Origin of the sequence: Halomicrococcus pelagicus (genome assembly GCF_051917725.1) — an archaeon.
Classification (GTDB): Archaea; Halobacteriota; Halobacteria; order Halobacteriales; family Haladaptataceae; genus Halomicrococcus.
Map to the genome: position 1 here is coordinate 37,782 of NZ_JBQBLX010000001.1, position 25,095 is coordinate 62,876.

Consider the following 25,095-nt stretch of genomic DNA (forward strand, 5'->3'; position numbering starts at 1 on the left):
AAATTCGAGCAAAAAGAAGACACTGCTGAACCGAACCACAAGCGGCCATACATTCACGAGTCAGTCCATACACGAGTCCAAGAGTACGCAACCCGCCACAATCTCTCAGTGAAAGAAGCCTACCGAGATCTCGTCTTCAAGCTTATAGACGAGAACGGACACCCCCATCACAGAACGAAGAACCTCTTCATCGGTGAAAGACAATGACGAGCGAGACCTCAAAGTCTCCGAGCGAACAAATTATGGACAATATCGACTTCCGAGTGCGGTCTCTCCAGGCAATGCTGACTAACGGAGCGATGACCGAGCACGGTATGCTCCCTCTCGAACGTCGCTCCTTGCTCATCCGACGCCGAAGGCAGGTTCTCCTTGAAGGGATTGAAACAGCTCGTCCGGCAGACGAGATTGACTCCGAGGAAAACAGTGATACGGAAGCATACGATGCTCAAAGCAGTCACTCAACTGCGCCATCAATGAGCTCGGCTGGGACCGAACGCCGACAGAACGAGCAGGGTTTCTGAGAGCCTTGTTGAGGTTCTTATACGCTGCTGGGGCATAACCGCTAAGAGCGGGGCGCACTCTTGGTTGCTTTTCAAGAAGTTTTAATGCTGTTAGTGACATATTCTGGATATGAACTCCTCTCTTATAGAGGCGACACTTGAGCGGTTATCACGAGTATTCCATCAAGAGGCAGATCTCCAGCAGGCTCTTGCTTGGAACCTTCATCAGCACTTTCCATCGCTTACGATTCGCGCTGAGTATCCTGTACAGGGCATCACGACCGACCTTTGGCTAATAGATGACGACGAGAGAATGGCTATTGAGCTAAAATATCCTAAGAAAAGCTTCAAAGCGCAGGCAGAAGACGAGAGCTACGAATTTGGGAATGACCCGACGGACGTAGCCTGTTATGGCTACTTAGCTGATATCGAACGACTTGAGACGCTCATCGCAGAAGGCTCGTGTGAACAAGGTGCTGCCGTAATAGTCACGAATGATGCACTCCTCTGGGAGAACCAGCCGAATGGAGCCAACTATGATGAGTTCAAGCTATACGATGGCCGCACCGTTAGTGGAAGACATTCATGGGCTGAGGATGCAAGTATTTCCGGGAGTCGAAGTCAGCCCATCGATTTAGCCAGTGAGTACACGCTTGATTGGCAGGACTACTCCTACAGCTATCCCAGCGAAGCAAGTGGAGATACATCCTTCAAATACTGTATCTCCGAAATCAGCTAAAGAGTCTGTTAGTAGCAGGGACTGACGTTGTTGAGTGGAAGAGTGAACAAGGACAAATCTCAGGATATTCGACGGCTGCCACACACGACGACTCCAACAAGCCTGAGAGTTCTCCAAGGCTCGTCGAGCCGCCAATCAATTCCGAACACTGGTCAATTTCAGATGCATTCTATGGCCATTTTCTCAGCACACGAGCAACGCAAACGCCAGAATACCCCCGGTTTTCGCAGTCTGTACTGTATATAGTACGGACTGAATACGGAGACGTCGGATTTGGACACGCGACCGTGTGGGTGTCGTCGTCGGATTTGGGTCCTATTTCGATTCTGGTCCGGAGTAATACGGGTTCCTAAAGTATGGAGTTGCAGCGCTCCTGCCTGACCAGCGCTCGGTCTCGTCCATCTGTCGAAGGACGTGCGTAGCCGCTCTCTTCTGGACTGTCTCGTCGTCAGCTATCTTCTTGCTATTGACCCAGAGTACTGCAGAATTATCTCGGAGCCAGTCTCTGACGATCTCTTTCGCATCGTCAAATTCCTCACTCCCCGTGTTCTCCGAAGGGCCCTTGTTTGGCTCGGGAGGCGGAGTTCTGAAGTCCTCAAGCGCCATCGTTACACGTACTCCATTAGCTGTTCGCCGCGCTCGGTTATCCGATACATCTTGTAGTTGTGCTTCTCTGGAGTAGCACAGACGACGGCATCCAGCTCTTCCAATTCCTTCAGGTTGATAGAGGCCCACTTCCTCGAGATCTCGTACTCGTCAGCGAGCTCGCCAGCCATCTTCGGCTTATCCTGGAGTGACTGCATGATCTGTAGACGTCGCTCGCTCGCCTTGATCTTCGACACAGCGCTCCAGTCGACTTCGGCTTTGTCCTCGGATTTCGTGGGGGACATACATGCAGCTACCATATCAAGAACCATTAAGATTCGTAGGTAGCCAAGCCTAGAAAAAGCGATACGGATATTGAGACGGCCAATACGGGTGTTATCGAGCAGCATTTTGAGCGGGGGAGAGTAGTGGTTGTATCAGCGTGAAATCCGGTCTCACAGGGGTAGGAATATGAGTGCTCTTGTGGGGCCTTATTGGCCGAGTGAGGAGGTCGAGGTGGGGATACCCCCGTCCCCCAGCCAACAGCTGATGAAGCAAAATGAGGAAGCAATGTAGCCTCCATAATCGGTGAAATGCATCTTACATCGTGCGTTAGTTCAATAGGTGCCACCCAATAGGGATGAACCGTTTATCAACCAACTGCCTTCTAGATGTATGAACCCTAGAAGGAAAGTAACGACCCTCCGGGGAACCCACACTCTTTTTTCAGTTTCATTGAAAGTCACATGAATCAAAACCTCTACCGCCCGATAAGGCGATTCTAGAGCTGCTGCCAATCTATAATTCGAGGCTCCTTAGGAATTTCCTATAACGGATGTCGAATTATAGATTCTCAGCAATCGAAATCGGCCTTATTGGACAGTTCATACTGAATTACTCAGCGCAATATAGACCAAAAAGAGATAGGGAACCACAGCAATCTAGTTTATCTTGACACCCACACACGACCAACTACCAGCAGGGTAATCTAACAGCTACTCGGGCAGGTCTGATGACGCCTCCTCAAGTAGCGAGAGCGCGGTGTAAGCTACTTTCAAATCAGTCTCGTAGACGATCTCTTTGATTTCTTCAGCAGCGGACGCGCACATGTTGTCACGTGTGGTAGCAGGCAACTCGCTGTCTGGCACATTGTTCTTCCTAATTCCGGCGTTGCTGAATATCTCAAGAGCGTTGCTGAAAGCCTCCGAGGGGAAGTCCCACGCGGCAGCCCGCCCGTCAGTTGGGCATTGCCCTTTCTTGATGAAGTCGGAGACTGGTTCTTCGGTAAGGATTCTCGTAATCCAACTATCTGATACGGTGTTGTCGTATCTGCTTTCGTACTTTGCTTTCACCTCACACGTTCTGAGAGGACCTTCGTTCTTCACGATTTCTCTGACCCGTCGTTTCTTTTTGCTGCTATCAGAGTGCGGTTCAACCTGAGTCTCTATAGGAAGCCAGTCAGGCTGAACGTCAGTTACGAGGAATACGTCAGCGCCTGTTTCGTCAAGGCGATTAACGCGCCAGATAGCCTGCTCTATCGCATCTTCACTGAACGTGCGCTGAAGGTGGTCGATTTGCTCTGCGTTAGTACCGTCGTAGTTGACCGAATAGGTTAGGTTCGAACCCGTATTTTCCGAGTTCGTCGTCACTACTTCAACGCCATCTATAGGCTCATCGGTCTCTTCGCGGATACTTTCAGTATCGAGGTCGATACCGAACCACTCTGCTTTCTTCTCTATCGGAGTATCACCGGGATGCCTAGCTCCGACAAGAATCATCGTGTCGTAGCCGCTCATAGTGTTCATGCCGCGCTCGTGTCTTCCGAACCATCTGTCTACTTCAATCTCAGTATTGTTTTTCACCTTCAGAGTCGAGAAGACAAGCGGGTCGTCGTCATAGGCGATGTCCGTCGCCTTTCGAGCGGCTTCAACTCCTCTCTTCATAGACGTAGGCATCATGTCGTCTTCTAAGATACCCGAGGCGTAGTAGCCATGCCCGTCGCCAGCGACCTTGTAGGCTCGACCGCCGTTCTGCTCCCACAGTATCTCTCGCTCTTCGTCGTTCGTCAGTTCGAATACATCCATCTTACTGTAGCAAAACTTCTGCCACATATGCTTCGAGGCCGTCGCGTCGAGCCCGATAGCGCTGTTGGCTACTTTGAACGATGGAGTTGTCAGAGTTTTCGCTGTCGAACCGTTGAGCTTTACTTCAGCATCTTCCTTTTGATGAACTATAGTTTGGCCAACTTCGTCACCCCAGACTTTTGCTTTCAGTAGTCTGGGTGCGCTGGCGTGGACGACTTCTTCATCTCTTGCAGACATCGCCCGGCAGTAATCGAGCCAATCGTTGCCTCCGCCCTTCTCTGTCCTCTCGCAGTATCTGTCAACTGCACTTAGGAGGTCGTCGATGAGCGATGCTAGCTCTGGTCCCTCTTTAGCGGCTTCGTCGTAGCTTACGATGTGACCGTATTTCTCGAAGCGTTCGAGAGCTTCAGAGAACATGTCGTTGCCATCGTCTATCTTCTTGAGGAACCTAAGTAGGGTGTTGACTGTGTCCTGAATTCTCTCAACGTCGTCGATGAACACGTCGGAGTCGAACTCGTCAATAGCTACGTTCCGCTCCTCTAGCAGCTTGTCGTTGAGGAGCATCTTGTGAGTCGTAACTATCATGTCGTAGGCGTCGTAGTCAGCGTCGAACTGCTTACTGTACTCACACTTCCCGTCACGGCAGCATGGGAGTACTTGAACGTCGTCGTCCCTACTCTGCTCTTCAGTCCACTTGTGTAGTAGACTAGGTGTCAGACCACACGAATACGACATGCGCGCAATTCTGTCTGACCAGTCTTCCTCTTCGCTGTCTTCATCGTAATGCCCGAGATACGTCGGACACTTCTTATCTGCACTTTTGATGGTGTGGACTTCAAGCCCTTTCTTCTCTGCCTTTTCGACCTTCTCATCTATGAGGTCGTAGTTCGACAGAGCAAGGACGACTGTAGTGTCGTGGTCCTGAGCATAGCTCATCAGGGAGTGAGTCTTCCCCGTACCGGGGGCAGAGCGGATGACTCTGTACTCGCCGTTTTCGAAGCATTGTTCGACTGCTTCTTCTGTCCGAGTCCAAGCGTGTTCGCGGTTAGTCTTGAAGAGGTTCCTGCGCTCTATGGGATACTCTTGTCTAAGTGTCCTGGCAGGGCTCGTAACCCCTCCGTCATCTAAGTGGCTGGACATCGGGCGCACACCTACTCAGGCCCTAGCTCTCTTTCGAATTCGATGCCGAGATCACGATGGATTCCTCTAAGGAAGAACTCCTCGACACCGTATTCAAGAAAACACTCAATGATAGGGTCAACCTTATTACATGAGTGGTAATTGCACCCACCCTTCATGAAGGATTCAGCGTCTATCACGATGGAGCTGCCGTCTTCATCTAAATAGTCCTGGGTTTCGAACGCGAATCCCAGTCTTTGTGCTTCATCCCAGATTTCGTCGGGGATTTGGGATCTGTAGTCACTAGGAATCAGAACGTAAGCGTGGGTGTAGCTCGTATAGGTATCTATGTCATCTTCAGCTATTTCTGTCTCATCTGTTTCCCTATCGACCTGGCCAAAATCTAATCTACGACTTTTCTTACTGTCATCGGGGCCAACAGAGATGGAGAGCTTGAGGTTAACTGAGACAACGTCTTCTTCAGAGTTCATCGTCCTACCTCCTTCTTACCGACTCGTGGACTCCTCTCCTCTAAGTAACGACTCCCCAATAGTTCGACTTCCCGAAGATAGTCGAGCTCGCCCTCCTTAGAGGGGAATAAGATTGTTCTGAAGACTCTCTGCACTACCTGGATAACTTTTATGTCGGTTTGGGTCGTATTATTCATTGCTCAGGGAACTCGATTTTATACTTCGATGAACTGGGCCTTTTGGCAAGGGGAGTTGGGGTGCTGGTGACACCCTGGTTCCGTACTTTTTGAATCACGCTGTTCAGTCCTCGTCAGTACTGTTAAGCTCAATCTCATCCTTGTACTGCAGTCTTAGGAGCGCCATTCCATCTACGAGATCTCCGTCGCCTATTTTTCTCACCCGTCGAGCCAGCTTCCGGAGAAGCGGGCCTTTCCCGACACCGTACTCCTCAGCCTCTTGCACTAACTGCTGATGTTCTGTCGGTTCGAGCAGTACTCCAACGGTCTCCGTCTTTCGTTGCTGATTATCTTTCGAATCTTCTTCCATTTCGTTTAACACCATTGCATCGTATTGTTCCCCGTTAATCATTGTAAAGGTTTCCTCTAAGTTATCACTATGTTATCTACGAGGCTCTCACAGCTTTCTTAGGGTTTGCTTTCTCTTCTGGTACTTGTAGTCGCTCAGTAGCCGGGGAGCGTCTTCCCGGCCATCTACCAATAGTCACTTCTACACCATAAATTTACTGCCAACTAGCGGTCTAGGAAAGCTAGAGAAGATAGCAGAGTTCTTCTCCTAGCGTCTAGAGTGTCTATCGGACCTCCCATGATACTGCTAGAGCCGTACTAGCTTGCTGTAGATATGAGACGTAAACCAACGCCAAAAATTCGTTCAATATTTCGATGAATTAGGGAGATGTATTGATTCACAAACGCTGTAACGACAGTTTTCGATTTAGATCTTCTCACACACTGTCCCCCAATAACGTCTTTTTTCGAGTATCGATTCCTCACCATGCGACCGCTACCATCGACGTGGCGAAAACACACCCGCATGCAATACTCCGGTTCTTTCGGACTGTGTTAGTCAAATTTGCTCCCAAAGTACCATAACAGGGTCATTATTGCTAAGCCAGCTATGGCAAGCTTGGCGAAGTCCTCGGGTGTGGTGATGAAGATCTCTAATAGTCCAATAGCTATCTCTCGGGGGTCACTGAGGTTATTCAGTACTACAAGCACTCCCTCGACGTAGTCCAATGGCTGAAACAGCCCTTTGGCGAACAGATATGCTGTCATCACGCCCCAGACGCTGGTCAGCATCCCAAGGAAGTATTTGATTGCTCCTATCTCGTATCCCATGCGAGCAATTACTATCTACAGAAATATAAATGAAATACTACCAGAGCGAAAGTGTCGCGTGGCCGTGTCGAGCATTGGCGTGTGGCAGCAATAAAGAATTAGGAATAAAAAATGCCGAAATTTTTGTTTGAGAAAAAGTGGAGAACGGACTGGTTTTCGACAGTCGCATTACACATTTAATGCGAAATAGCCTCTTGCTCCACTTCTGAAAAACTTCGTAACTGCTCAGTTTTTACGCTGTGCAAGCTTTCTGCTCCGAGATCGGTTAAGGCACTTTGCCCCTATGTATAGGGCAGTAAGTAGCATTATCCCCGTCGTCCAACCTGGCAGGAACTTAGCCGCTATATTTACACGCAAGAGTTCAGGCCTTGAGAGGAACTGTACGGTCAACACCTGCACGAGAAAACCGCCTCCCAGTAATGCCATACCGACGTTGTTCGAAGCCATCTCTTGGGCCTCTAACTTTCTGAGAGCTGCTTTGTCTTCCCCATCGACGATAGAGGCGATTACGTAGCGACCCTTGAGCGAGGGGAAAATAAAGCAAATTCCTGCTAAGATATTTAAGAAGAGTCCGTACACTTGCGAGTGAAGATATACCATATAGTCAATTGCGAAGAGCAGAAGCACAAGAACGGCTGTACCGTAAACCAATGGGGCTGCTAAATCGTGATACTCTTCTGCCAGTGAGCGAGCCGACTTCTCAACAGAGGCTGGATTAGTTTCGTATTCGTCTTTCCACTTCGGGGCATCCAGCTCAGGAATGATGACTTCCTTAATGAGACTGATGCGTCCCTCTCTGGACCTAATTTGGAAGTCTAATTCTCGGTCATTTTGGGTAGCCATTCATACTCACCACTCATCACATACAAATCAAATACTCCCTGATAAATATTTGATTTAGAGGCTTTTGAGTCCGAGTAGGATGATTTGGCTAAGGGCCAATACAGCGGGCTTTATAAGCAATCAGTCCGATTTCCTTCGTGGGACGGTCAGAAAACCGCTTAGAATCGGTATAGAGCTTGGGTATGCGTTGGCTCCGTTGGTGTAGTCCGGCCAATCATTTCGGCCTTTCGAGCCGATGACCTGGGTTCAAATCCCAGACGGAGCACTCCTCTGCCGCCTTCTCGTGACTTTCCCCGTAGCTGGAACGGGTTCCCCGAGAACGGTGGTAATACTATACCCCGTGATATCAGACCTCATTCGCGAATTTTCATTACTCGGGGGTCGTATCTCCGGACGGATTTCCAGCGCCACAGCGATAGCGACAGGAACGGTGGTTGGCGCAGTTGCGAAATCCAACGGGGGGGAAACAGTTATGGTATCGACCGAAACACGGAACGAGGCGGAGGAGTATCTCGGGCAGGTTCCGAGCTGGATAGAGAACCTCGCCGAACCGGCCGGCGACCACAGCTGGAAGCTGATGCGAGACCTGGAGCTCGAGGAGACCGACCTGTCCGCACGGGAGAAGGCGCTCGTCGGGGTCGGCGTCGCGGCGGCCATCAAGTGCCCGTACTGCGTCTACTTCCACAAAGAAGACGCGCGGATGGAGGACGTGACTGAGGACGAACTCGCGGAGGCCGTCAACCTGGCCAGCGCGACCCAGTACTTCTCGACCATCCTCCACGGGACGGAGGTCGACGTGGACGAGTTCGTCGACGAGACGAACGAGATCGTCGAACACGTCAAAGAACAGCGGGCGGCGGCGGGCGCCGACTGACTCGACGGCTCGCCGTCTACTTATTCGCGGTTCGGACCGTCGTCCTCGGAGCGGCGACCGGTCGTGCCGTCGGGCCGGCGACCGCGAACGTCGAACGCGTCGACGTGTCGCGAGTTCGGTCGCGCCTCGACGCCGGCGACCGTACCCCGAACGGGGCGGACGAGCCGGAACTTTATTTCTCGCTCGCACGGGTGGGTTCCCGCATGGCAGAGACACTGGGCGCAATCGTCGAGACGTCGCTCCGCGAACTCCAGTCGGGGCTCGTCGACGCCCTTCCGAGGCTGGTGACGGCGATGCTCTTCGTGACGGTGGCGTACTTCGGCATCAAGGTCGCGCTCTCGGTCGTCAGGTCCGCGCTGGCAGGTATCTACTCCGACCAGGACCTCGTCGTGGGGCTGTTCACCACCATCGTGGGCGTCTTCCTCTGGTTCGGAGCGGCGCTCACCCTGCTGAAGATTCTCGGCATGGGCGAGATAGCGGCGAGCCTCGGGACCGCCACGGGCTTTCTCGCGCTCGGCGTCAGCTACGCACTCTCGAACATGATCGCCGACACGGTCGCGGGCGTCTACCTCCTCCGGGACCCCGATTTCAACGTCGGTGACACGGTGACCGCGGGCGGCGTCACTGGGACGGTCCGTAGCATCGAGCTCCGGAAGACCCGTCTCGAAGTCGACGGCGACGTGGTCGTCCTCGGGAACGGCGAAGTCGAGGGCAGGTGGACGCGGATGACGACGCGGCCGGAGACGACCCGCGGCGACCCCGAGCGCCCCGACGACGTCACGCCGTCGGAGTGACGACCGCCTGCCGTCGGTCGCGGCGCACGCTCGACCCGACGGCCCGCCGACCCCCGGTCGCCCGCGTCCTACTCGGGCGGAAGGGCGGCGGCACGGTCGCCCCCAAACGGTTACGGGCTCGCCGTCGAACGGCACGGGAGGAACTCCGACCATGGACGAGAGCGGAGAGTCCGTCGTCGAACGCACCCGGACGGCGTACGAATGCGTCGCGTCGTCGCTGCGGACGGACCTCGGGGCCGAGCGGGCGAACCGGGTGGCGCGCCTGCTGGTCGTGGAGGCGCTGACCGCCGCGGTCCTCGGCGAGCGGGACCCGGACCTCGCAGCCGCGCTCGACGAACCGGGGCCGTCCGGCGAGAGGACGGCGGACGTGTCGTCGGCGCTCGACGCCGTGGAACCGGACCTGTGCGGATTCGTACGCGAGATTCGGAGCGACGGCATTGGGGCCGACGCGACCGCGCCGGGTGCCGACCGGCGCGACCGCGACGCGCTGAGCCGCGTCTACGAAGCGCTCGCTCCGGCCGAACGACGCCGCGAACGGGGGGAGTTCCACACACCGTCGGCCGTCTGCGACCTCGTCACGCGACTGACCGTCACCGACGCGGACGACGTCGTCCTCGACCCGGCGACCGGTAGCGGACGGTTCCTGGCGAGCGCGCACCGGCGACTCCGCGCGCTGGGGGCGGACGACGGACGACTGCTCGACCGCCTGTTCGGCGTCGAGGTACGCGCCGCTCCCGCTCGCCTCGCCGAGACGGCGCTGGCGCTCCGGGCTGGCGACGTGGTGGACGACGGGCCTACCGGTGCGGCTTCCGACGACGCGAACGTCCGGGTCGCGGACTTCTTCGCGGTCGACCCCGGCGACCTCCGGAGCGACACAGCTGGGTTCGACGCCGTCGTGGGAAACCCGCCCTACGTCCGCCAGGAGGCAATCGAGGGGCGGGCGAGGGTCCGCCGGCATCTCGCCCGCCTCGATGCGACCGACCTCTCGGGGCGCTCGGACCTGTCGGTCTACTTTCTCACCCACGCGACGGAGTTTCTCGCCGACGGCGGTCGACTCGGCTTCGTGGTGAGCGACCGGTGGCTCGACACCCGCTACGGCGAGGACGTCCAGCGGTTCGTCCGCGACCGGTATCGCGTCGAGGCGGTCGTCACCTTCGACCGGCAGGCGTTCGACGACTCGCTGGCGGGGGTGACGATGCTGGTGCTCGAACGCGAGCGCGACGACCGCCGTCGGGCCGAGAACGTGGCGACGTTCCTCCGGCTCCGCGGCGACCGTCCCGTCGAGGCCGTCGCGGCGCTCGTCGAGCAGTCCCGCGACCCCGACGAACTCGTCGTCACGGACGACTACCGGTTGCTCGCGCGCCGGCAGGCCGACCTGGCGAACGAACGCGCGTGGCGGCTCTCGTTCGCCGCACCGCCGGCGTACTTCGACTACCGGAGCGCCGCCGACGTGGTCGGGCTGGACGACGTCGCGGACGTCTCCCGCGGCGTCACCAGCGGTGCCAACGAGTTCTTCTACGCCAGGACGGAGGCGTTCGAACGGCGCGGCGTCGCGGAGTACGCCGCACCGCTGCTGCGGGCGTCGGGGCAGGTCGACCGAATCCGGTTCGACGACGCCGCGGCGGCGGAGTGGCGGGTGCTGGACGTTCACGACCTCGTCGCGACCGCACCGTCGGCGACGACCGGCGACTCGGCCCGTCCCGGCGAGACGAGCGACGGGTCGAACGGGACGCGCGTCGAGCGGTGGCTTCGGCGCGAGGGCCACGACGCCCTCGCCGACTACGTCGCCTGGGGGCGAGAGCAGGGGTTCCACGACCGGCGGAGTTTCGACGGCGACGACGTCTGGTTCGACCTCGGCGAGACGTCCCCGGCACCGCTGTTGCACACCCGGTTCACGTGGCGGACGCATCGCACCGTCTGGAACGAGGCGGACGCCGTCGCGGACCAGCAGTTCTACGAGATACGTCCGGACGAGGACGTCGACCCGCTCGTGCTCTGTGGCCTGCTCAACGCGCGGGTCACCGCGCTCGCCTGCGAACTCCTCGGGCGACGCGCGGGCGGCGACGGGATGACACGGCTCCAGCAGACCGTGTACGAGACCGAGCGCGTTCCGATTCCCGACCCGCGGACGTTCGACGCCAGAGAACGGACCGCCGTCCGCGAACGCGTCCTCTCGCTGATGGACGCCGAGGCGGACGCCGACGCCGACCGGGCGACGGCGCTGGACCGCCTCGACGAGGCCGTCCTGTCGACGGTCTGTATGACGGGGCGAGCCGACGACGTCGAGCGAGCGCTGTCACGGCTGGTCGAGGAGCGCCGACGTGGGGCCGCCAGAGCGTCCGCCGTCATGGTCGACCACGACCGGCCCCCGTAGCCCGCCCGGTCGAAAGGGACCGCTCCGGGTCGGTCGGCTCCCTCGACCACGACGGAGATGCGGCCACGGCCGCATCGCCGACCGGTGGAACGACCGACCGAAGAACGACGGCGATATGCGGCCGCCGAGCGACGCTGCCGGCGGACGGCGGTACGACGCGTGGCGCTGTCCGTACATTTATTAGTTGTGGCCCCCTCAGTTTTGCCGAGTACCACGGAGCGCCCGAGCCGACACCCCCGACACTGATTTCGACGGCACGGAATACACATGAACGAAGGGCCTCGACAGACGACCGCTTTGCTCTCCACTCCAGCCGTCGGGGCGGACGACGACGCGGAGTGCGTGGAACGGTTCGCCAGGAACGGTGTCGACGACGAGTACGTCCTGCTGGTGACGTACGACCGCTCACCGGAGCAGTTGCTGGCGGCGTGGCACGCGCGAGTCGACGTCGACCCGGCGGAACTCGGTATCGTCTCGGTCCGCGACGCCGACGACGAATCGGGTGCTATCGACGGAACGAGCGTCGTCTCGCTGACCCGTCCCGTGAGCCTCGGCCGACTCCAGACCGCCATCCACCTCTTCGTCGACGGCTGGGACGACGCCCCGACGGTCGTCTGCTTCGACTCGATAACGGCCGTGCTCGACCACGCCGGTCGGGTGGCCACCTTCCGGTTCCTTCGCTCCCTCCTCGTCCGGTTGACCGAGGCTACCGTCGACTCGCACTTCCACCTCGACCCGGTCGCCCACGACGAGCGGACGGTCGCCACGCTTCGACCGCTGTTCGACGTGGTGGTCGGCGACCTCCCGGCGCCGTACGCGGACGACCTCTCGCCGGACGTGCTCGCGGCGATTCTGGAGTCGCGCCGCCGCTGGCTGGCGATTCGGTATCTCGCCGAGGTGGACGACTCGGCGACGGTCGCCGACCTGGCCGCGCGAGTGGCGGTCTGGGAGTCGCCGAGCGGCGACCCGAGCGCCGACGTTCGCGAGCGCGTTCGCATCACGCTGCACCACCTCCACCTCCCGGAACTGGCCGAGACCGACGTGCTCTCGGTCGACGGCGACGTCGTGACCGCGACGGTCGACGGCGACGCGCTCGAGCAGTACGTTACCCTCGGCGACGCCGGGGGGAGCGACGACGACGACGAGCGGTCGCCGCCCGACACCAGGGAGGTCGTCGGCCCCAGACTGACGGGGACCGACGAGACATCCGGAGAGGAGGTGTACTGGACCGTCTACGGTACGGACCGCGACTCCATCGTCGTGTCGCTCGCCCGCGCGCTCGCGGCCGTCGAGGACTGTGCGCCGACCGATCTCCGGCCGCTGCAGGAGGTCGTCGACGTCGGGGCACTCCAGCGACTCGCACGGCGAGAAGGGATGAGCGTCCACGCGACGTTCCAGTACGGCCCGTACAACGTGGTCGTGGACGCCGGAGAAATCAAGGTGTTCGAGCGGTCACGCTAACCACTCGTCGGGCTTGGTGTCGTAGTCCACTTCCGTCGCCGCGATGTCCTCGACCTCGCCCCACGGCAGGTCGCTGATTTCGAACTCCTCGCCGTCGTAGCGGATGAGTTTGCCCTGCTCTTCGGGTTCCGGTTCGCGGTCGCGTCGCCGCGCTATCTCGGCGTCGCGCTCGTCGACCTCCTTCACGATGGTCTTGAGGTTGACGGGCCGCCCCCAGAGGTCGTAGATGCGTTCGAGCGTGCGCTGGGCCTGGTCGATGTCGAGCATGACCCCGTTGTAGTGGTGGCCCAGCAGGAGTTCGTTGCGGTTCCGGTAGTTGCCGTCGTACACCGCGACGGTCGGCTTGCCGAAGTTGGTGAACTGCAGCATCAACTTCTTCTTGACGTCCTCGTACTCCGTGCTCGCCACCCGGTAGTCGCCGGTCGTCTGGCTGAACTCGTAGGTGAAGTAGTCGTTGTCGACGACGAACTCCTTCGTGAGGAAGCCGTCGAGGAACGTCACGTCGTTGTGGCTGGCCCGCACTTCGTACATCTGGTCCCAGCCGGCGGTGTACTCCACGTCCGCGATGGCCTCCTCGACGTCGTCGTACCGCGCGTCGTCCACCAGGTAGCGCGCGTAGTGCTCCAGGTCCTCCTGGTTCACCGACTCCAGGAAGCCACGGTTCTGTAGCTTGCACAGCGAGAAGTGTCGCTCTGCCAGTCCCTCGTAGGTCAGCACCTTCCAGGGGTGCTCGCGGACGTCTATCTCGCCCGCCATCGCCCGGTCTATGGCCTCGCGGTCGACCTTCTCGTCGGGGAGGTCGGCCACCCCGCCGAGGTCGTCCGGGTCGATGCCGTCGAGCGCGGGGTCGGGCTCCAGGAGCTCCATCACGCGGTCGAAATCGACGACGTCGTGGAAGTTGCGCCACGTGATACCCTCGACGCGGAGGAGTTTCCGCGCCACCTCGCGACGGTTCTCGGTGTTCTCGATGTACTCCCAGAGCTGCTTGCCCAGTTTGTAGGGGTTCAGCCCCGGCGAGCCGAGCACTCGAGCCTGGTGGTCGGCGTACTCGAGGAACTCGTCGGTGCCCGCGAACGCCTCCTCTCCCATCATCATCGACTCCCAGTAGGCGGCCCAGCCCTCGTTCATCACCTTCGTCGACTTCTGGGCGGCGAAGTAGTACGACTCCGCCCGCAGCATCTCCAGGACCTCCCGCTGCCACGACTCCATCTCGACGGCCCGCTCCTCCTCGGGGTCGAACGCCTTGCCGTGGTCGCGCAGGAACGCGAGCAGGTCCTTCTCGGGTTCGTCGAGTTCGCCGGCGCGTCGCTCCTCCTGTTCTTCCACCCACTCGTCGTCGAACACCTCATTGCGGACCTCCTCGCTCACGTCCATCTCCGCCAGCTTCTGGGCCAGTTCGTCGGTCTCGCGCTCCTCGTCGTCGCCGACGTCCTGGCGCTTGAACGCTACGTGCTGGTCGATGTTGTCCTGCAGGCAGAGCACGCTGTCGATCCACTTCTCGACCTCCTCGCGGTCGATCTCGGGGTCGCTCATTATCTCCCCGATGCGGTCGGCGTGACGCTCCAGCAGCGCGGCCGCGTCGAGTTCCTCCGCGAACATCCCGTACCAGCGGTTGTTGGCGAAGAAGTCCGAGTGGGCCTCGACGTGCGTGATGACCGCCTTCTGGTCGGCGAGGCTGTTGGACTCCTGGAGGAAGGCGTGGGCCGGGTCGTCGTTGATGACGATCTCGAACGCCTTCCCGCCCCCGTACTGGCCCTGCTTCTGCTGGCGGTCGTACTTCATCCCCCACCGCCAGTGCGGGTACCGCTCCTGGAACCCGTCGTAGGCGATGAGTTCGTTCATCTCGTCGTAGTCGATGATCCAGTACTTCACCGGGTAGGGGTCGAGACCGAGCTTCTTCGCCAGCTTGCGCGCCTCGACGACCGGCTCCCGTACCAGTTCGGCTTCGCCGAGTTTCGTCCGTTCGTTCATGATTCCTCCGTGCTGAGTATCTCGTAGATGGCGTCGGTCACGTCCTCCGGTCCGTTGACGTAGCCCACGGCCACGTTGTCGGCGTCGCCGAAGTACTCCTCGACCTCCTCGGCGTGGGTCGCGTTGATGGCCCTGCCGTCCGGCTGGGTCTCGACGTACGCGTGGAGGTTCGCCGGAACCTCCTCCATCAGCGGGATGACGTTCTCCTCCGTGTCGTTGCGGCTGTTCTCGCTGTCGCCCGCCGCGAACACGTACCGGTTCCACTCGCTCCAGGGGTACTCCGCGTCGAGAATCTGGCTGGCGAGTTCGTACGCCGACGATATCTTCGTCCCGCCGCCCGACCGGATGCCGAAGAAGTCGTTGCGCTCGACCCGCCACGCCTCCGCGTCGTGGGCGATGTAGACGAACTCGGCGTTGTCGTACTTCCCCGTCAGGTACCAGTCGAGCGGCGTGAACGTCCGCTCGACGAGTTCGCGCTTCTTCTCGCGCATCGACCCGGAGACGTCGCGGATGTTGACGACGACGACGTTCTTCTCGCGCTCCTCGACGATCTCCGGGTAGCGGTAGCGCTCGTCCTCGCGCCGGAACGGGACGTGTTTGATGCCCTCCTGCTGTATCATCTGGGCGGTCGAGGTCGGCTCGACCGACTCTTCCATCTCCTCGATGGAGGGCCACTTCGTCTTCTCCTCGTCGTCGAGGTCGGCGTACGCCTCCTCGACCCAGTGTTTCGAGACGGTGAGGTTCTTCTCGCGCGCCCACTCGAACACCTTCTGCGGGCCCATCCCGTCGACCTTCATCGCCTCGCGGATGTAGTCGGGGTCGAAGTCCATCGCGAGCTTTCGCTTCAGCCCCTCCTTGAACATCCGCTCGAAGTCGAGCGTGCTGTCGGGCCCGGTCTTGGTCACGTCCGTGAAGTCGCCCTCGACCTCCTCGATGACCTCCTTGCCCTTCGGTTCGAGGTCGAGGCCGAGTTCGTCGTCCAGTTCCTCGGCGAACTCCTCGGGGTCCATCTCGTAGTAGCCGTGTTCGCCGCCCTCGTCGCCGGGGTCGCCGTCCTCGTCGCCGTCGTCGCCCGGTTGCGGCTGGGGCTCGCCGACCGGGTCGCCGACGTCGGGGTCGCCCTGACCGATGCCGCCCTGGTCGCGCTGGTCGTACTCGAACTCCGGCAGGTCGACGATCTTGATCGGGACGTGAATCTCGTCCGGGAGGCTCCGTCCGAGGTCACCGTACTGGATGAAATCGGAGAGGTCCTCGCGGCGCTGTTCGCCGACTTCGCGATACCGTTCGAGGTCGTCTCTCAGTCCCATTTGTAGCTCACCTGGTTCATGACGTGTTGGCTGGTCAGTTCCGCCGACGCCGCCGAGTAGCCGAACATCTCCTGCAAGTTCCGAACGGTCCTCTCCTTCACTTCCGCCGTCTCCGTGTTGCTCGGCGGGTTCTCCCACTGGTCCGGCTCGAAGTCCTCGTACACCCGACGCACGTCGCTCCAGTCGTTGTTCGCCAGCACCGTCTTGATGACCGGAACCTCCTTCAGGTCGATGTCGCTGATTTCGAAGTCGTCGGTGCGGTTCTCCCAGGCGTGGCGGTTCAGCGCGGTGATGACCTTGCTGCGCCGGAACTCCGCCACCGCGGGACCCGGCTGGTAGTCGTTCTCGTAGGCGTCCTCGCCGAACCGTCCGAGGTGCTCGGTCTCGAACACCTTCATCTTCAGGGCGTCCGGACCGACGCGCTCCCCGCGGTCGTTCTCGACCGTCTCGTCCGTGGCCCACGCGTAGACGTGCTCGATGTACTCCGCGACCGTCTCCTCGTCGACCTGCCGGTCGCGCATGATGGCGTCCAGCACGTCGGTCTCCTGCTGCTGGAACACGTGGTTTTTCACCGTCACGAGCCGGTTCTCGTACTCGTTTCGCTCGGCCGTCGAGAACACGGGGGCGTCGGCGACGCCCTCCGCCATCGCGTTGAGCACGTCGCGGGGCATGATGACGTTCTCCACGTCGTACTCGGGGTGGTGGCGGTCCTGCGCCTCGTTCAGCAGGTCGGCGATGATGTCCCTGGTGTAGGTGACCGGAATGCCCTGCTTGCCGTCGGCGGCGTCGTCGTCGAACTCGAAGTCGTCCTTGTCGACGTGCTCGTCGCCGTCGGTGAGATAGCCCCTGTCGAACAGCAGCGCCTTGTCGACGAGGTCCCGGCCCGAGGGGAGGTCGCCGTCGTCCAGCCGAGAGACGACACTGTAGAGCGCCGCCGCCTCGACGGCGTGGGGTGCGACCTCGCGGGCGCGGACGACGTCGTCGCTGTCGCGCACCTGCACCGTCACCGGCTCCTGGAAGCGCGCCTCTATCTCGTCGTAGCTGTCGGCCTGCCAGACCTCGGTCTCGTTCGTCAGTTCGCGCCGGATGAGTTCGGCCTCCAGGCTGAGGTTCGTGAGGTACTTGAACTCGCGGCGGTCGAGCCGGCGCTTCAGCGCCCGGAGCGGGTCCTGTCCGCCCGCGTCGGCGTGCTGGTTCAGTTGCGCCTCCAGGTCGGGGTTCGAGATGATGACGAGCTGGGTGTCGATGTCCATCTGGATGCCCTTGTCCAGCTTCACCGACTTCTCGTCGGGGACGTTCAGCAGCTTCTGCAGCAGGTCGGCGTGCTGGGCCGCGTCCTCGACGATGGTCAGCAGTCCGTTGCCCTGCGAGATCACGCCGTCGTAGCTGAACGCCTGCGGGTTCTTCCGGCCCCGCGAGTCCAGTTCCTGGAGCATCCCCTGCATCCACGACCCGACCAGTCGCTGCTTCGGCCGGCCGCTGTCTTCGGAGTGGAGGACGCCGATGCCGTCGCCCACGTCCACGACGTAGTTCTTCACGCGGAGGTGGTTCGGGTCGATGATGGCAGAGAACAGTTCCTCCTCGCCGTTGCGGCGGTACTGCTCTTCGAGGTAGTCGTAGGCCTCGCGGCTGAAGGGGTCGAGTTTCCCGTCGACTCTGACGTCGACGTGGTCGTCGACGCGCTCGTTGAGCTTAGCGAGTAGCTGCTCGCGCACCTCCGGCGGGAAGACGAGCAGGGGGTGGGCCTGCACGGGACTCGCGTGCCAGTTGTCCTCGTTGGCGGCCGACGAGTCGTTGCCGTACGTGAGTCCCGCCGTCTCCGTCGCGGTGGCGACGTTCCACTCGACGGTGTAGCGTCGGCCCGCGTCGGTCTTCGAGAACTCCCGGAGGCCGTTGACGAGACAGCGCTTCAGTTCGGACTTGCCGGTCGCGGTCGGTCCGGCGAACCAGATTATCTTCTCCTCCTTGCCGCGCTGGGCGGCGATCGAGCGGAGGTCGTCGACGAAGGCGTTCAGCACCTCGGTGTTGCCGAGGATGGCGTGCTCGCCGTCGTTGTGGGGGTCGTCGAAGAAGCGGTAGCGCTGCTTCTCCTCGCCCTCCTCGACGACGGTCCGGGTGCCCATCGACTCGATGGCCAGCAGAAGGTACTTGCTGGCCTGAGCGGCGATGGCGGGGTTCTCGAACGCGGCGTCGACGTACTCCGCGAGGCTCATCGGCTCCTCGTAGGTCTCGCGGAGTTGGCGGTCGGCGTCGTCGATGAAGTCGGTGCCGTCGGGCACTGCTCACTCCTCCATCTCCGCGCGGGCGACCTCTGCGCCGGCGAACTCCAGCACCTCCTTCGCACCGTCGCGTGAGTATCCCTGCTCTATCAGCGCGTCTATCCAGGCGTTCTGCTCGTCGTCGTCCATCTCGTTGGCCGACACCAGCGCGGAGAAGTTGATGTTGTGCTTCTTGTCCTCCCAGAGCTTGCGTTCGAGGGCGCGGCGCAGGCGGTCGTTGTCCTGCGGGTCGAACGGCGAGCCCTCGCGGGCGCGACGGGACACCCAGTTCGAGACCTCCTGGCGAAAGTCGTCCTTGCGGTCGCGGGGGATGTCGAGTTTCTCCTCGACCGAGCGCAGGAAGCTCTCGTCGGGCTCTTGCTCGCGACCGGTCAGTTCGTCCTCGACCGTGGCGTTGTCGATGTACGCCATCACGTGGTCCATGTACTTCTCGCCCTGGCGCTGTATCTCCTCGATGTCGTAGGCCAGCGCGTGACGCACGTCCTCGATGGCGCGCTCGCGGTACTCGTCGCGAACCTTCTCGAGGTAGCGGTAGTACGTCTGGAAGTTCTCCTCGGGGATGGAGCCGTGGTTCTCCAGGTTCTCCTCGAAGTGGTTGAACACCGACAGCGGCGAGAGGAACCCGCGACTGCGGTGCGTGGAGTTCATGATGGCCTCCGCTATCTCGTCGCCGACGAACCGGGCGGAGACGCCCTCCATCCCCTCGCCGATGTCGGCCTTCTCCTCGGCCTCCTCGCGGAGCTTCTTCACGTCGACGTCCTCCGTGTCCTCTATCTCGCCGTTGTACGCCTTGGCTTTCTGCATCAGGTCGACCGTCTCTGTGTCGGGCTCCTCGACGCGGGTGAGGACGCCGAACAGGCCCGCCATCTCGAGCGTGTGGGGTTCGATGTGCACGTCCGGAACGTCGGCGTTCCGGAGCATCTTCCGGTAGATGTCGGCCTCCTCCTCGTACTCCAGCACGTACGGGAAGTCGATGCGTTTGGTGCGGTCGTTGAACGCCTCCATCTTCTCGTCGCCCTTCTTGTCCCGGTACTCGGGCATGTTCGTCCGGCCGACGATGACCTGGTCGATGTCGATACGGGGGTTGCTCTTGGGCTTGATCGTCTGCTCCTGCGTGGCGTGCAGGAAGTCGTACAGGAACTCCCGCTGGAGCTTCAGCAGCTCCTCGCCGGAGAAGATACCTCGGTTGGCGTTGCAGAACGCACCGGAGTAGTCGAACGCCCGGGGGTCGGACTCGCCGTAGATGGCGATCTTGCTGTAGTTGACGTCGCCCGTGAGTTCGGTTTCGTCCTGGTTCTTCTTGTCCTTCGGCTCGAACGTCTCGACGGACTGGCGCTTGTTCTCGTCGGCGACGAGCCGGGTTATCTCGACGTGGTTCTCGAGCACCTGCTGGATGTCGTCGTCGTAGTGCGCCAGCAGCTTGTCCATGTAGAACTCGCTGGCGGGGTCGAGGGCCTGCTCGTTCTGGATGGTGTAGGGCGCGTCGAGGCGCTCGTTGATGTCCTCGAGGACGCGCTGGCGCTGGTCGTACGGCAGGAGGACGAGTGGGTCCTGGTTCATCGGTGACCGGACCTCGTCGTCGGCGGGGTCCTGGTCGTCGATGACGTCGCAGAGGTTCGTCCACCGGAAGGTGTACATCCGCCCGTCTTCGCGGAGCGTGTAATCCTCGAAGTACTCCCGGACCTGGCGGTCGAAGTCGGACTTGCCGGAGCCGACCGGCCCGAGAAGCAGTTTGATACGCTTCTCGGGGCCGAGGCCCCGCGCACCGCTTTTGACCTTGTTCACGAACTCGTGGATGGCGCGGTGGATTTCACGTCCGTAGAACGTGTTCTCACCGTCGTGTAGCGGGTCCTCCGACGCGAGTCGGTACTCGACGACGCCGGAGTCCTCGTCGTACTCCGTGCCGTAGTAGTCGAACATGTCGGCCACCCGCTGGTGGGCGTTCCGGGCTATCTTCGGGTCGTCGTACACCTCCTCGAGATACCAGTCGAACGACTTGGTTTCGCGGAGGTCTTCGGGCATCGATTCCTGGTAGCGCTGACTGATGTCTTCCAGCGTTTCCATGTCACCTTTCATTGTATCACGCATTGATTGGGGCTGCACGAGATAAGATCGAGACGACTGGACGGCGCGTTGCCGACGCGAAGTATGTAGATGGCGTACTCCCACAAAGATATGACGGTCGGAACGGGGGGTCGACTCTGCGAGAGGGCTCGGACAGGGGTATGCAAAGCACACCCGGACTGACTGCGAGTGTAACCTGTCATGTCGTGCCGTCCCCACGCACGCCACCACTCTGGCCAGCGTACGTCGCCGGGGGGTCGAGTGCTGGAACGTGGTTCGCGACCGTGTGGGGGTTTGCCACCCGATACTATTTAATGCATGGTCTGTAGGGATATATAACTGTTGCCTGTATACTCGTACTATTCCAGATAAATTAAAAATCTACAACGTATGAAAACGCTCCCAGGCGGGGTTTTCTACCCCTCGACGGAGGAGGTTCCAAAACCGGAAAAGAAGGGGTATATATAAGGTCACCTGGAGTGAGCCAGGCTTCTCGTCGGAAACGTCGTTCGAGACCTCGACCATCGCCGCGTACCGCTCGCCCGTTCCTCCCCGCTACCTGACGGGAACGTTCGGGCGGCCGTCGAACGAACCACCAAAAGAACGCTTCTCCCGGGTGACCGGGCCGGTCGCGTCCCGAACGGCCGCGGTCGTTCCATCCCCTGCCCAGTGTCCGACGCGCTGGTGCGCCTGCGGACTCAGGCTTCCCGGCCCGCTCCGTCGTCGCTCGGCTCGTCGGCGGCCGACCCGGGCGCTTCCTCGTCTTCCCCCAGGACGGTAATCTCGACCATGAGGTCGGGATGGTCCTCGTCGGCGTAGCGGAACGTCCAGGCCTGGTCGAACTGGATTCCCCGCTTCCACGCCTTCAGGAGGAGGTCCCCGAGCACGTCCCGGAAGTCCCTGACGACGGCGTCTCCGGGGGACTTCGTCGGCGTCGGCGGTTCCATGACCTCTTCCGTTCCGCGCTTCTCGAGGTGCGTTATTTCCACCATCAGGTCCTGACGCCCCTCCTCCGAGTAGCGGAACGTCCAGGCCCGGTCGAAACGGCGGTCGTTTTTGTACGCAGTACTCAACACCATTTTTAGTGTGTTCCTGAACTCCTCCGGCGCTGCCATCCACTGAGGAACACTCTGGGCCCGGCTCATAGGAAAATGTCCAAGTGCGGCGCGAGCATAAACCCGGGGGATACTCCCGCCGCCGGCAAACCAGAACAACGGTCTGCAACTCCCAGAACGGAGTTAGCTCCCCATTAATCACCTCAGCGAAGCGGTACTGTCCGTTTCTATAGGCACTCGCTCGACACGAACGGACTGCTGCGTCCGAGTCGCGGTTCCGGGTGAGAAACCGTTCGACCGCACCGCCTCACTGCAGGCGTTTCCGAACCCCGACGCCCTCCAGTTCGGGCGGTTCAGGCTGTCAAGTCCAGGGATTTCGCTGTCGGCATCCGGAACCACGGTCTCCGGTCGCGGGCAGAGCGAGGAGGGACGGTGGACTGTCTGACGAGACGCACGTCGACTTGGCGACCGTTTCGGCTCGTACGGTGACGGAATGCGGGACGACGATCTTCAGCCTCGCGATTTCGCGGCTAAAAACCGGCCGACCAGCGTATCGAGGGAGGCCTCGGTAGCGTCAGTTGCCGTCCGGTACGTCGCCTGGAAGTCGATGGCCGCCGCTCTGTCCGTGCGCTTCCACGCCGTTTCGCCGGTATCGGTGTCCTCTCTACCGACTTCGTCACCGTACCGTTCGAGAGTTCCTTCGACGGAGAGGTACCGGTCGTCCCCACGAAGGCTCAGGCGTTCGCTGGTATCGACCCCATCGTCACGTGACCGGCGAAGGTTTCTCGGGACTCGTTCGACGTGCGACTGCAGGAGGAGGAGGCCCTCGGTCCGCACGGTGACGAGACGGTCGGTTACGTCGCGCTCGAACAGGTAATCGGACGGCTCGACGGGAAACCGTTCGAGGTACAGCGGCCCGGACAGGGGGTTACGGACGAGTGGACTCCCATCACCTTCCAGCAGCAGTACGAATCCCCCGGTTCGTTGTGGACATGCAAACGTTCCGCGGCATCGACCCGGCAAATCTCCGCTACCGGAATCTCTCCGGAACCGGCGTCGAACTCGAGGTCGACGAAGAACGGAGCGCAGACGACGAAACGGCCCACGTGCCCGAAGATATCGGATACGCGGTCTTCGAGAGCTCCGCGTGAGAACGAACCCGCCCGGGCGGTAGAACGTCGCCGTCCAGCATCGCGACCTTCGAGAGGAACCGTTCTTTCCCGTCCGGGTAAGGACCGGTTTCGGTCAGGAGCGAAGACTACCGGTCACGACCGCCGGACGCAAGCCAAGGGTGGGATTTGAACCCACGAATTCTCGATTACAAATCGAGTGCTTGAACCGCCCAAGCTCCCTTGGCGCACGCCTCACTTGCGGTTACTCCTTTGAGTGGTTATCGTTTTCGACCGATTTTTCCATCTCGACGCGATGCGGTTCGTAGCCCGCGCGCCGGTAGAACCGCCAGGCGGCGTCGTTGTCGGCGAGGACGTCCAGGGCGACGACGTCGGCACCGAGGTCGCCCAGCCGCTCCTCGGCGGCGGCCAGCAGCGCGGAGCCGACGCCCTCGTCGCGGCGCTCGGGAGCGACGTACACGTTCTGGACGACGCCCCGGGTGCAGTCCTGGGCGTAGGACCCCGTCTCGACGCCGACAGTCACGAACCCGACGACGTCGTCGTCGCGTGCGACCAGGAGGGTGTCTTCGCTGGCGTGGCGGGCGATGGTCTCTCGGACCGGTACGCGGTTCGCTTCCGCGCGGAGGTGGCTACCGTACGAGCGCTGGTCGCGGGCCAGGTCGACCCAGAGGTCCGTGACCCGGTCGACGTCGTCGGTCGTCGCCACCTCGACTCTCATCTACTCCTCCAGGGCCTCGACGGCCGGAAGCGGCTCGCCGGTGAGCATCCGCAGGGCTGCGCCGCCGCCGGTGCTGACGTGGTCGAAGCCGTCCAGGCCGAACCGTCTGAGGGCCGCGGCGGTGTCGCCGCCGCCGACGATGCTGTAGGCGGACTCGGCCGCGGCCGCGTACAGCTCTCGGGTGCCGTGAGAGAACGTCTCCTCCTCGAAGACGCCGGCGGGACCGTTGAGCACCACCGTCTCCGCGTCGGCGAGCAGCGACGAGTAGGCGTCGACGGTCGCGGTGCCGACGTCCATCGCTGCCTCGCCGTCGCCCGGCGGGAACGCCTCGCGAGCCACCTCGTGGCGGTCGCCGTCGCGCTCGACTGCGACGTCTTTCGGGAGCCGAATCCGGTCGCCGTACTCTTCGAGCAGGTCGGCGGCGTCGTCGATGTAGTCCCAGTAGCCCTGGTCGTGGATGAAGTCGGCCGTGGCGTCGCCCACGTCCGCGCCGTCGGCGAACAGGAAGACGTTGCCCACCACGCCCGCCGTGAGGACGTGGTCGGCGAGGTCTCGCTCGAGGACGTTCCGCGCGACGCCGATGGAGTCGGAGACCTTGGCACCCCCGAGGACGTACGCCCGCGGACGGGCGGTCGTCTCGATGCCGCCGAGGACGTCGAGTTCGCGCTCCATGACTCGACCGGCGTACCCTGGCAGGCGGGTCGGGAACCCGACGAGCGAGGGCTGAGAGCGGTGGGCGGCCGCGAAGGCGTCGTTGACGTAGGCGTCGAGTGCGGGAGCGAGGCGGTCGACGAGGTGGGTTTCGGCGGCCTTCTCGGGCGGGAACTCCATGTACTCCTCGCTGTAGAAGCGGGTGTTCTCCAGCACGACGGCTTCGCCGCCGTCGAGGTCGCGGACGACGTCGCGGGCGTCCTCGGAGAAGGTGGCGTCACAGTAGGAGACGGGGGCGGAGAGCAGTTCGTCGAGGCGGTCGGCGTGGGGGCGAAGGCCGGCGAACTCGTCGCCGCCGGGGCGTCCCTGGTGGGCGAGGACGGCCACCGCTCCGCCCCGCTCCAGCAGTTCGGAGAGAGTGTCGACGTGCGCCCGTAGGCGCGCGTCGTCGGCGAGGTCCCCCGAGTCAGTCAACGGACTGTTGATGTCGATTCGCACGCCGAGCGTGGTCCCTTGGACGGCGAGGTCGTCCAGGGTCTCGATGGACATACGGGGGATTCCACCGGCCCGCGGCATATGTGTGTCGGTGATGTATTGTGAAAAATAACGCGGAACCGAGTCAACGTCTTAGACGCCGTTCGCTGGCCGGAACTGTCACGACGCTGTTTAGTTATGCTCTCGTTACGAAACCCCACGGTACGGCACGGTGAGAAAGGTTTAGT

21 protein-coding genes and 2 tRNA genes are annotated in these 25,095 nt (G+C 61.1%); 7 read left to right on the forward strand and 16 right to left on the reverse strand.

The window, feature by feature from the left end:
- Positions 1-630 precede the first annotated feature (630 nt).
- Positions 631-1,239, forward strand: coding sequence for a hypothetical protein (locus tag ACTF4R_RS00210; RefSeq protein WP_440005302.1), 609 nt, complete (start codon positions 631-633; stop codon positions 1,237-1,239).
- Between the two features lie 315 nt (positions 1,240-1,554).
- On the opposite strand, the gene ACTF4R_RS00215 is transcribed toward ACTF4R_RS00210, so the two are convergent.
- The 7 genes from ACTF4R_RS00215 to ACTF4R_RS00245 form a co-directional block, all read right to left on the reverse strand.
- Positions 1,555-1,845 (reverse strand): hypothetical protein, encoded by a 291-nt coding sequence (locus ACTF4R_RS00215; RefSeq protein WP_440005303.1) that lies wholly within the window; start codon positions 1,843-1,845, stop codon positions 1,555-1,557.
- A 2-nt stretch (positions 1,846-1,847) separates the two neighbouring features.
- A complete protein-coding gene (locus ACTF4R_RS00220; RefSeq protein ID WP_440005305.1) occupies positions 1,848-2,129 on the reverse strand; it encodes an ArsR family transcriptional regulator in 282 nt (93 codons plus the stop codon).
- Positions 2,130-2,819: 690 nt separating this feature from the next.
- Entirely contained in the window at positions 2,820-5,048 is a 2,229-nt protein-coding gene (locus ACTF4R_RS00225) for a hypothetical protein (protein WP_440005306.1), read from the reverse strand.
- Positions 5,049-5,059: 11 nt separating this feature from the next.
- A complete protein-coding gene (locus ACTF4R_RS00230; protein ID WP_440005307.1) occupies positions 5,060-5,518 on the reverse strand; it encodes a hypothetical protein in 459 nt (152 codons plus the stop codon).
- Positions 5,519-5,797: 279 nt separating this feature from the next.
- Complete coding sequence (locus tag ACTF4R_RS00235) at positions 5,798-6,058, reverse strand: hypothetical protein (protein WP_440005308.1); 261 nt, start codon at positions 6,056-6,058, stop codon at positions 5,798-5,800.
- Between the two features lie 518 nt (positions 6,059-6,576).
- Positions 6,577-6,852 (reverse strand): hypothetical protein, encoded by a 276-nt coding sequence (locus ACTF4R_RS00240; protein WP_440005310.1) that lies wholly within the window; start codon positions 6,850-6,852, stop codon positions 6,577-6,579.
- Between the two features lie 225 nt (positions 6,853-7,077).
- The gene (locus tag ACTF4R_RS00245) at positions 7,078-7,695 is read right to left on the reverse strand and encodes a hypothetical protein (protein ID WP_440005312.1); all 618 of its coding nucleotides are present in this window, start codon (positions 7,693-7,695) and stop codon (positions 7,078-7,080) included.
- A gap of 190 nt (positions 7,696-7,885) precedes the next feature.
- Here ACTF4R_RS00245 and ACTF4R_RS00250 point away from each other — a divergent pair.
- From ACTF4R_RS00250 to ACTF4R_RS00270, 5 genes are all read left to right on the forward strand, one after another.
- Positions 7,886-7,960 (forward strand) — tRNA-Glu (locus tag ACTF4R_RS00250).
- A gap of 207 nt (positions 7,961-8,167) precedes the next feature.
- On the forward strand, positions 8,168-8,569 hold the full coding sequence (locus ACTF4R_RS00255) for a carboxymuconolactone decarboxylase family protein (RefSeq protein WP_440005314.1): 402 nt from the start codon (positions 8,168-8,170) through the stop codon (positions 8,567-8,569).
- Between the two features lie 203 nt (positions 8,570-8,772).
- Positions 8,773-9,363 carry a mechanosensitive ion channel family protein gene (locus ACTF4R_RS00260; RefSeq protein WP_440005315.1) on the forward strand — a complete coding sequence of 197 codons (591 nt, stop codon included), beginning with the start codon at positions 8,773-8,775 and terminating at the stop codon, positions 9,361-9,363.
- A 151-nt stretch (positions 9,364-9,514) separates the two neighbouring features.
- Entirely contained in the window at positions 9,515-11,737 is a 2,223-nt protein-coding gene (locus tag ACTF4R_RS00265) for an HsdM family class I SAM-dependent methyltransferase (protein WP_440005317.1), read from the forward strand.
- Positions 11,738-12,004: 267 nt separating this feature from the next.
- Positions 12,005-13,198, forward strand: coding sequence for a DUF7504 family protein (locus ACTF4R_RS00270; RefSeq protein WP_440005319.1), 1,194 nt, complete (start codon positions 12,005-12,007; stop codon positions 13,196-13,198).
- Here the strand turns inward: ACTF4R_RS00270 and ACTF4R_RS00275 are convergent.
- From ACTF4R_RS00275 to ACTF4R_RS00300, 6 genes are all read right to left on the reverse strand, one after another.
- Positions 13,190-15,169, reverse strand: coding sequence for a SpoVR family protein (locus ACTF4R_RS00275; RefSeq protein ID WP_440005321.1), 1,980 nt, complete (start codon positions 15,167-15,169; stop codon positions 13,190-13,192). The genes ACTF4R_RS00270 and ACTF4R_RS00275 overlap by 9 nt on opposite strands.
- Positions 15,166-16,476, reverse strand: coding sequence for a YeaH/YhbH family protein (locus ACTF4R_RS00280; protein WP_440005322.1), 1,311 nt, complete (start codon positions 16,474-16,476; stop codon positions 15,166-15,168). Before ACTF4R_RS00280 ends, ACTF4R_RS00275 begins: the two co-directional genes overlap by 4 nt.
- Positions 16,467-18,755, reverse strand: a complete 2,289-nt coding sequence (locus ACTF4R_RS00285; protein WP_440005324.1) for a PrkA family serine protein kinase — start codon at positions 18,753-18,755, stop codon at positions 16,467-16,469. The genes ACTF4R_RS00280 and ACTF4R_RS00285 overlap by 10 nt, the downstream gene beginning before the upstream one ends.
- A 3-nt stretch (positions 18,756-18,758) precedes the next feature.
- Positions 18,759-20,831 (reverse strand): PrkA family serine protein kinase, encoded by a 2,073-nt coding sequence (locus ACTF4R_RS00290; RefSeq protein WP_433623408.1) that lies wholly within the window; start codon positions 20,829-20,831, stop codon positions 18,759-18,761.
- Positions 20,832-21,517: 686 nt separating this feature from the next.
- Positions 21,518-21,811, reverse strand: coding sequence for a hypothetical protein (locus ACTF4R_RS00295; protein WP_440005326.1), 294 nt, complete (start codon positions 21,809-21,811; stop codon positions 21,518-21,520).
- 573 nt (positions 21,812-22,384) lie between these two features.
- Positions 22,385-22,711, reverse strand: coding sequence for a hypothetical protein (locus ACTF4R_RS00300; RefSeq protein ID WP_440005328.1), 327 nt, complete (start codon positions 22,709-22,711; stop codon positions 22,385-22,387).
- Positions 22,712-22,866: 155 nt separating this feature from the next.
- Between ACTF4R_RS00300 and ACTF4R_RS00305 the strand changes: the two genes are divergently transcribed.
- Positions 22,867-23,025, forward strand: coding sequence for a hypothetical protein (locus ACTF4R_RS00305; protein ID WP_440005330.1), 159 nt, complete (start codon positions 22,867-22,869; stop codon positions 23,023-23,025).
- Positions 23,026-23,157: 132 nt separating this feature from the next.
- Here the strand turns inward: ACTF4R_RS00305 and ACTF4R_RS00310 are convergent.
- The 3 genes from ACTF4R_RS00310 to ACTF4R_RS00320 all read right to left on the reverse strand — a co-directional run bounded on the left by ACTF4R_RS00310 (position 23,158) and on the right by ACTF4R_RS00320 (position 24,922).
- Positions 23,158-23,231: transfer RNA gene (locus tag ACTF4R_RS00310), tRNA-Thr, on the reverse strand.
- A gap of 17 nt (positions 23,232-23,248) precedes the next feature.
- Complete coding sequence (locus tag ACTF4R_RS00315) at positions 23,249-23,722, reverse strand: GNAT family N-acetyltransferase (protein WP_440005332.1); 474 nt, start codon at positions 23,720-23,722, stop codon at positions 23,249-23,251.
- Positions 23,723-24,922: a phosphoglycerate kinase gene (locus tag ACTF4R_RS00320; protein ID WP_440005334.1), complete on the reverse strand. Its 1,200-nt coding sequence runs from the start codon at positions 24,920-24,922 to the stop codon at positions 23,723-23,725.
- Positions 24,923-25,095: the final 173 nt, after the last annotated feature.

Bases quoted from the DNA above. Each gene is read 5' to 3' on its own strand.
- ACTF4R_RS00255 (WP_440005314.1), top strand. From the start codon at position 8,168: ATGGTATCGACCGAAACACGGAACGAGGCGGAGGAGTATCTCGGGCAG.
- ACTF4R_RS00275 (WP_440005321.1), bottom strand. From the start codon at position 15,169: ATGAACGAACGGACGAAACTCGGCGAAGCCGAACTGGTACGGGAGCCG.
- ACTF4R_RS00230 (WP_440005307.1), bottom strand. From the start codon at position 5,518: ATGAACTCTGAAGAAGACGTTGTCTCAGTTAACCTCAAGCTCTCCATC.
- ACTF4R_RS00315 (WP_440005332.1), bottom strand. From the start codon at position 23,722: ATGAGAGTCGAGGTGGCGACGACCGACGACGTCGACCGGGTCACGGAC.
- ACTF4R_RS00210 (WP_440005302.1), top strand. From the start codon at position 631: ATGAACTCCTCTCTTATAGAGGCGACACTTGAGCGGTTATCACGAGTA.
- ACTF4R_RS00215 (WP_440005303.1), bottom strand. From the start codon at position 1,845: ATGGCGCTTGAGGACTTCAGAACTCCGCCTCCCGAGCCAAACAAGGGC.
- ACTF4R_RS00240 (WP_440005310.1), bottom strand. From the start codon at position 6,852: ATGGGATACGAGATAGGAGCAATCAAATACTTCCTTGGGATGCTGACC.
- ACTF4R_RS00305 (WP_440005330.1), top strand. From the start codon at position 22,867: ATGCAAACGTTCCGCGGCATCGACCCGGCAAATCTCCGCTACCGGAAT.
- ACTF4R_RS00270 (WP_440005319.1), top strand. From the start codon at position 12,005: ATGAACGAAGGGCCTCGACAGACGACCGCTTTGCTCTCCACTCCAGCC.
- ACTF4R_RS00235 (WP_440005308.1), bottom strand. From the start codon at position 6,058: ATGGTGTTAAACGAAATGGAAGAAGATTCGAAAGATAATCAGCAACGA.
- ACTF4R_RS00290 (WP_433623408.1), bottom strand. From the start codon at position 20,831: ATGAAAGGTGACATGGAAACGCTGGAAGACATCAGTCAGCGCTACCAG.
- ACTF4R_RS00260 (WP_440005315.1), top strand. From the start codon at position 8,773: ATGGCAGAGACACTGGGCGCAATCGTCGAGACGTCGCTCCGCGAACTC.
- ACTF4R_RS00245 (WP_440005312.1), bottom strand. From the start codon at position 7,695: ATGGCTACCCAAAATGACCGAGAATTAGACTTCCAAATTAGGTCCAGA.
- ACTF4R_RS00220 (WP_440005305.1), bottom strand. From the start codon at position 2,129: ATGTCCCCCACGAAATCCGAGGACAAAGCCGAAGTCGACTGGAGCGCT.
- ACTF4R_RS00225 (WP_440005306.1), bottom strand. From the start codon at position 5,048: ATGTCCAGCCACTTAGATGACGGAGGGGTTACGAGCCCTGCCAGGACA.
- ACTF4R_RS00295 (WP_440005326.1), bottom strand. From the start codon at position 21,811: ATGGTGGAAATAACGCACCTCGAGAAGCGCGGAACGGAAGAGGTCATG.
- ACTF4R_RS00265 (WP_440005317.1), top strand. From the start codon at position 9,515: ATGGACGAGAGCGGAGAGTCCGTCGTCGAACGCACCCGGACGGCGTAC.
- ACTF4R_RS00280 (WP_440005322.1), bottom strand. From the start codon at position 16,476: ATGGGACTGAGAGACGACCTCGAACGGTATCGCGAAGTCGGCGAACAG.
- ACTF4R_RS00320 (WP_440005334.1), bottom strand. From the start codon at position 24,922: ATGTCCATCGAGACCCTGGACGACCTCGCCGTCCAAGGGACCACGCTC.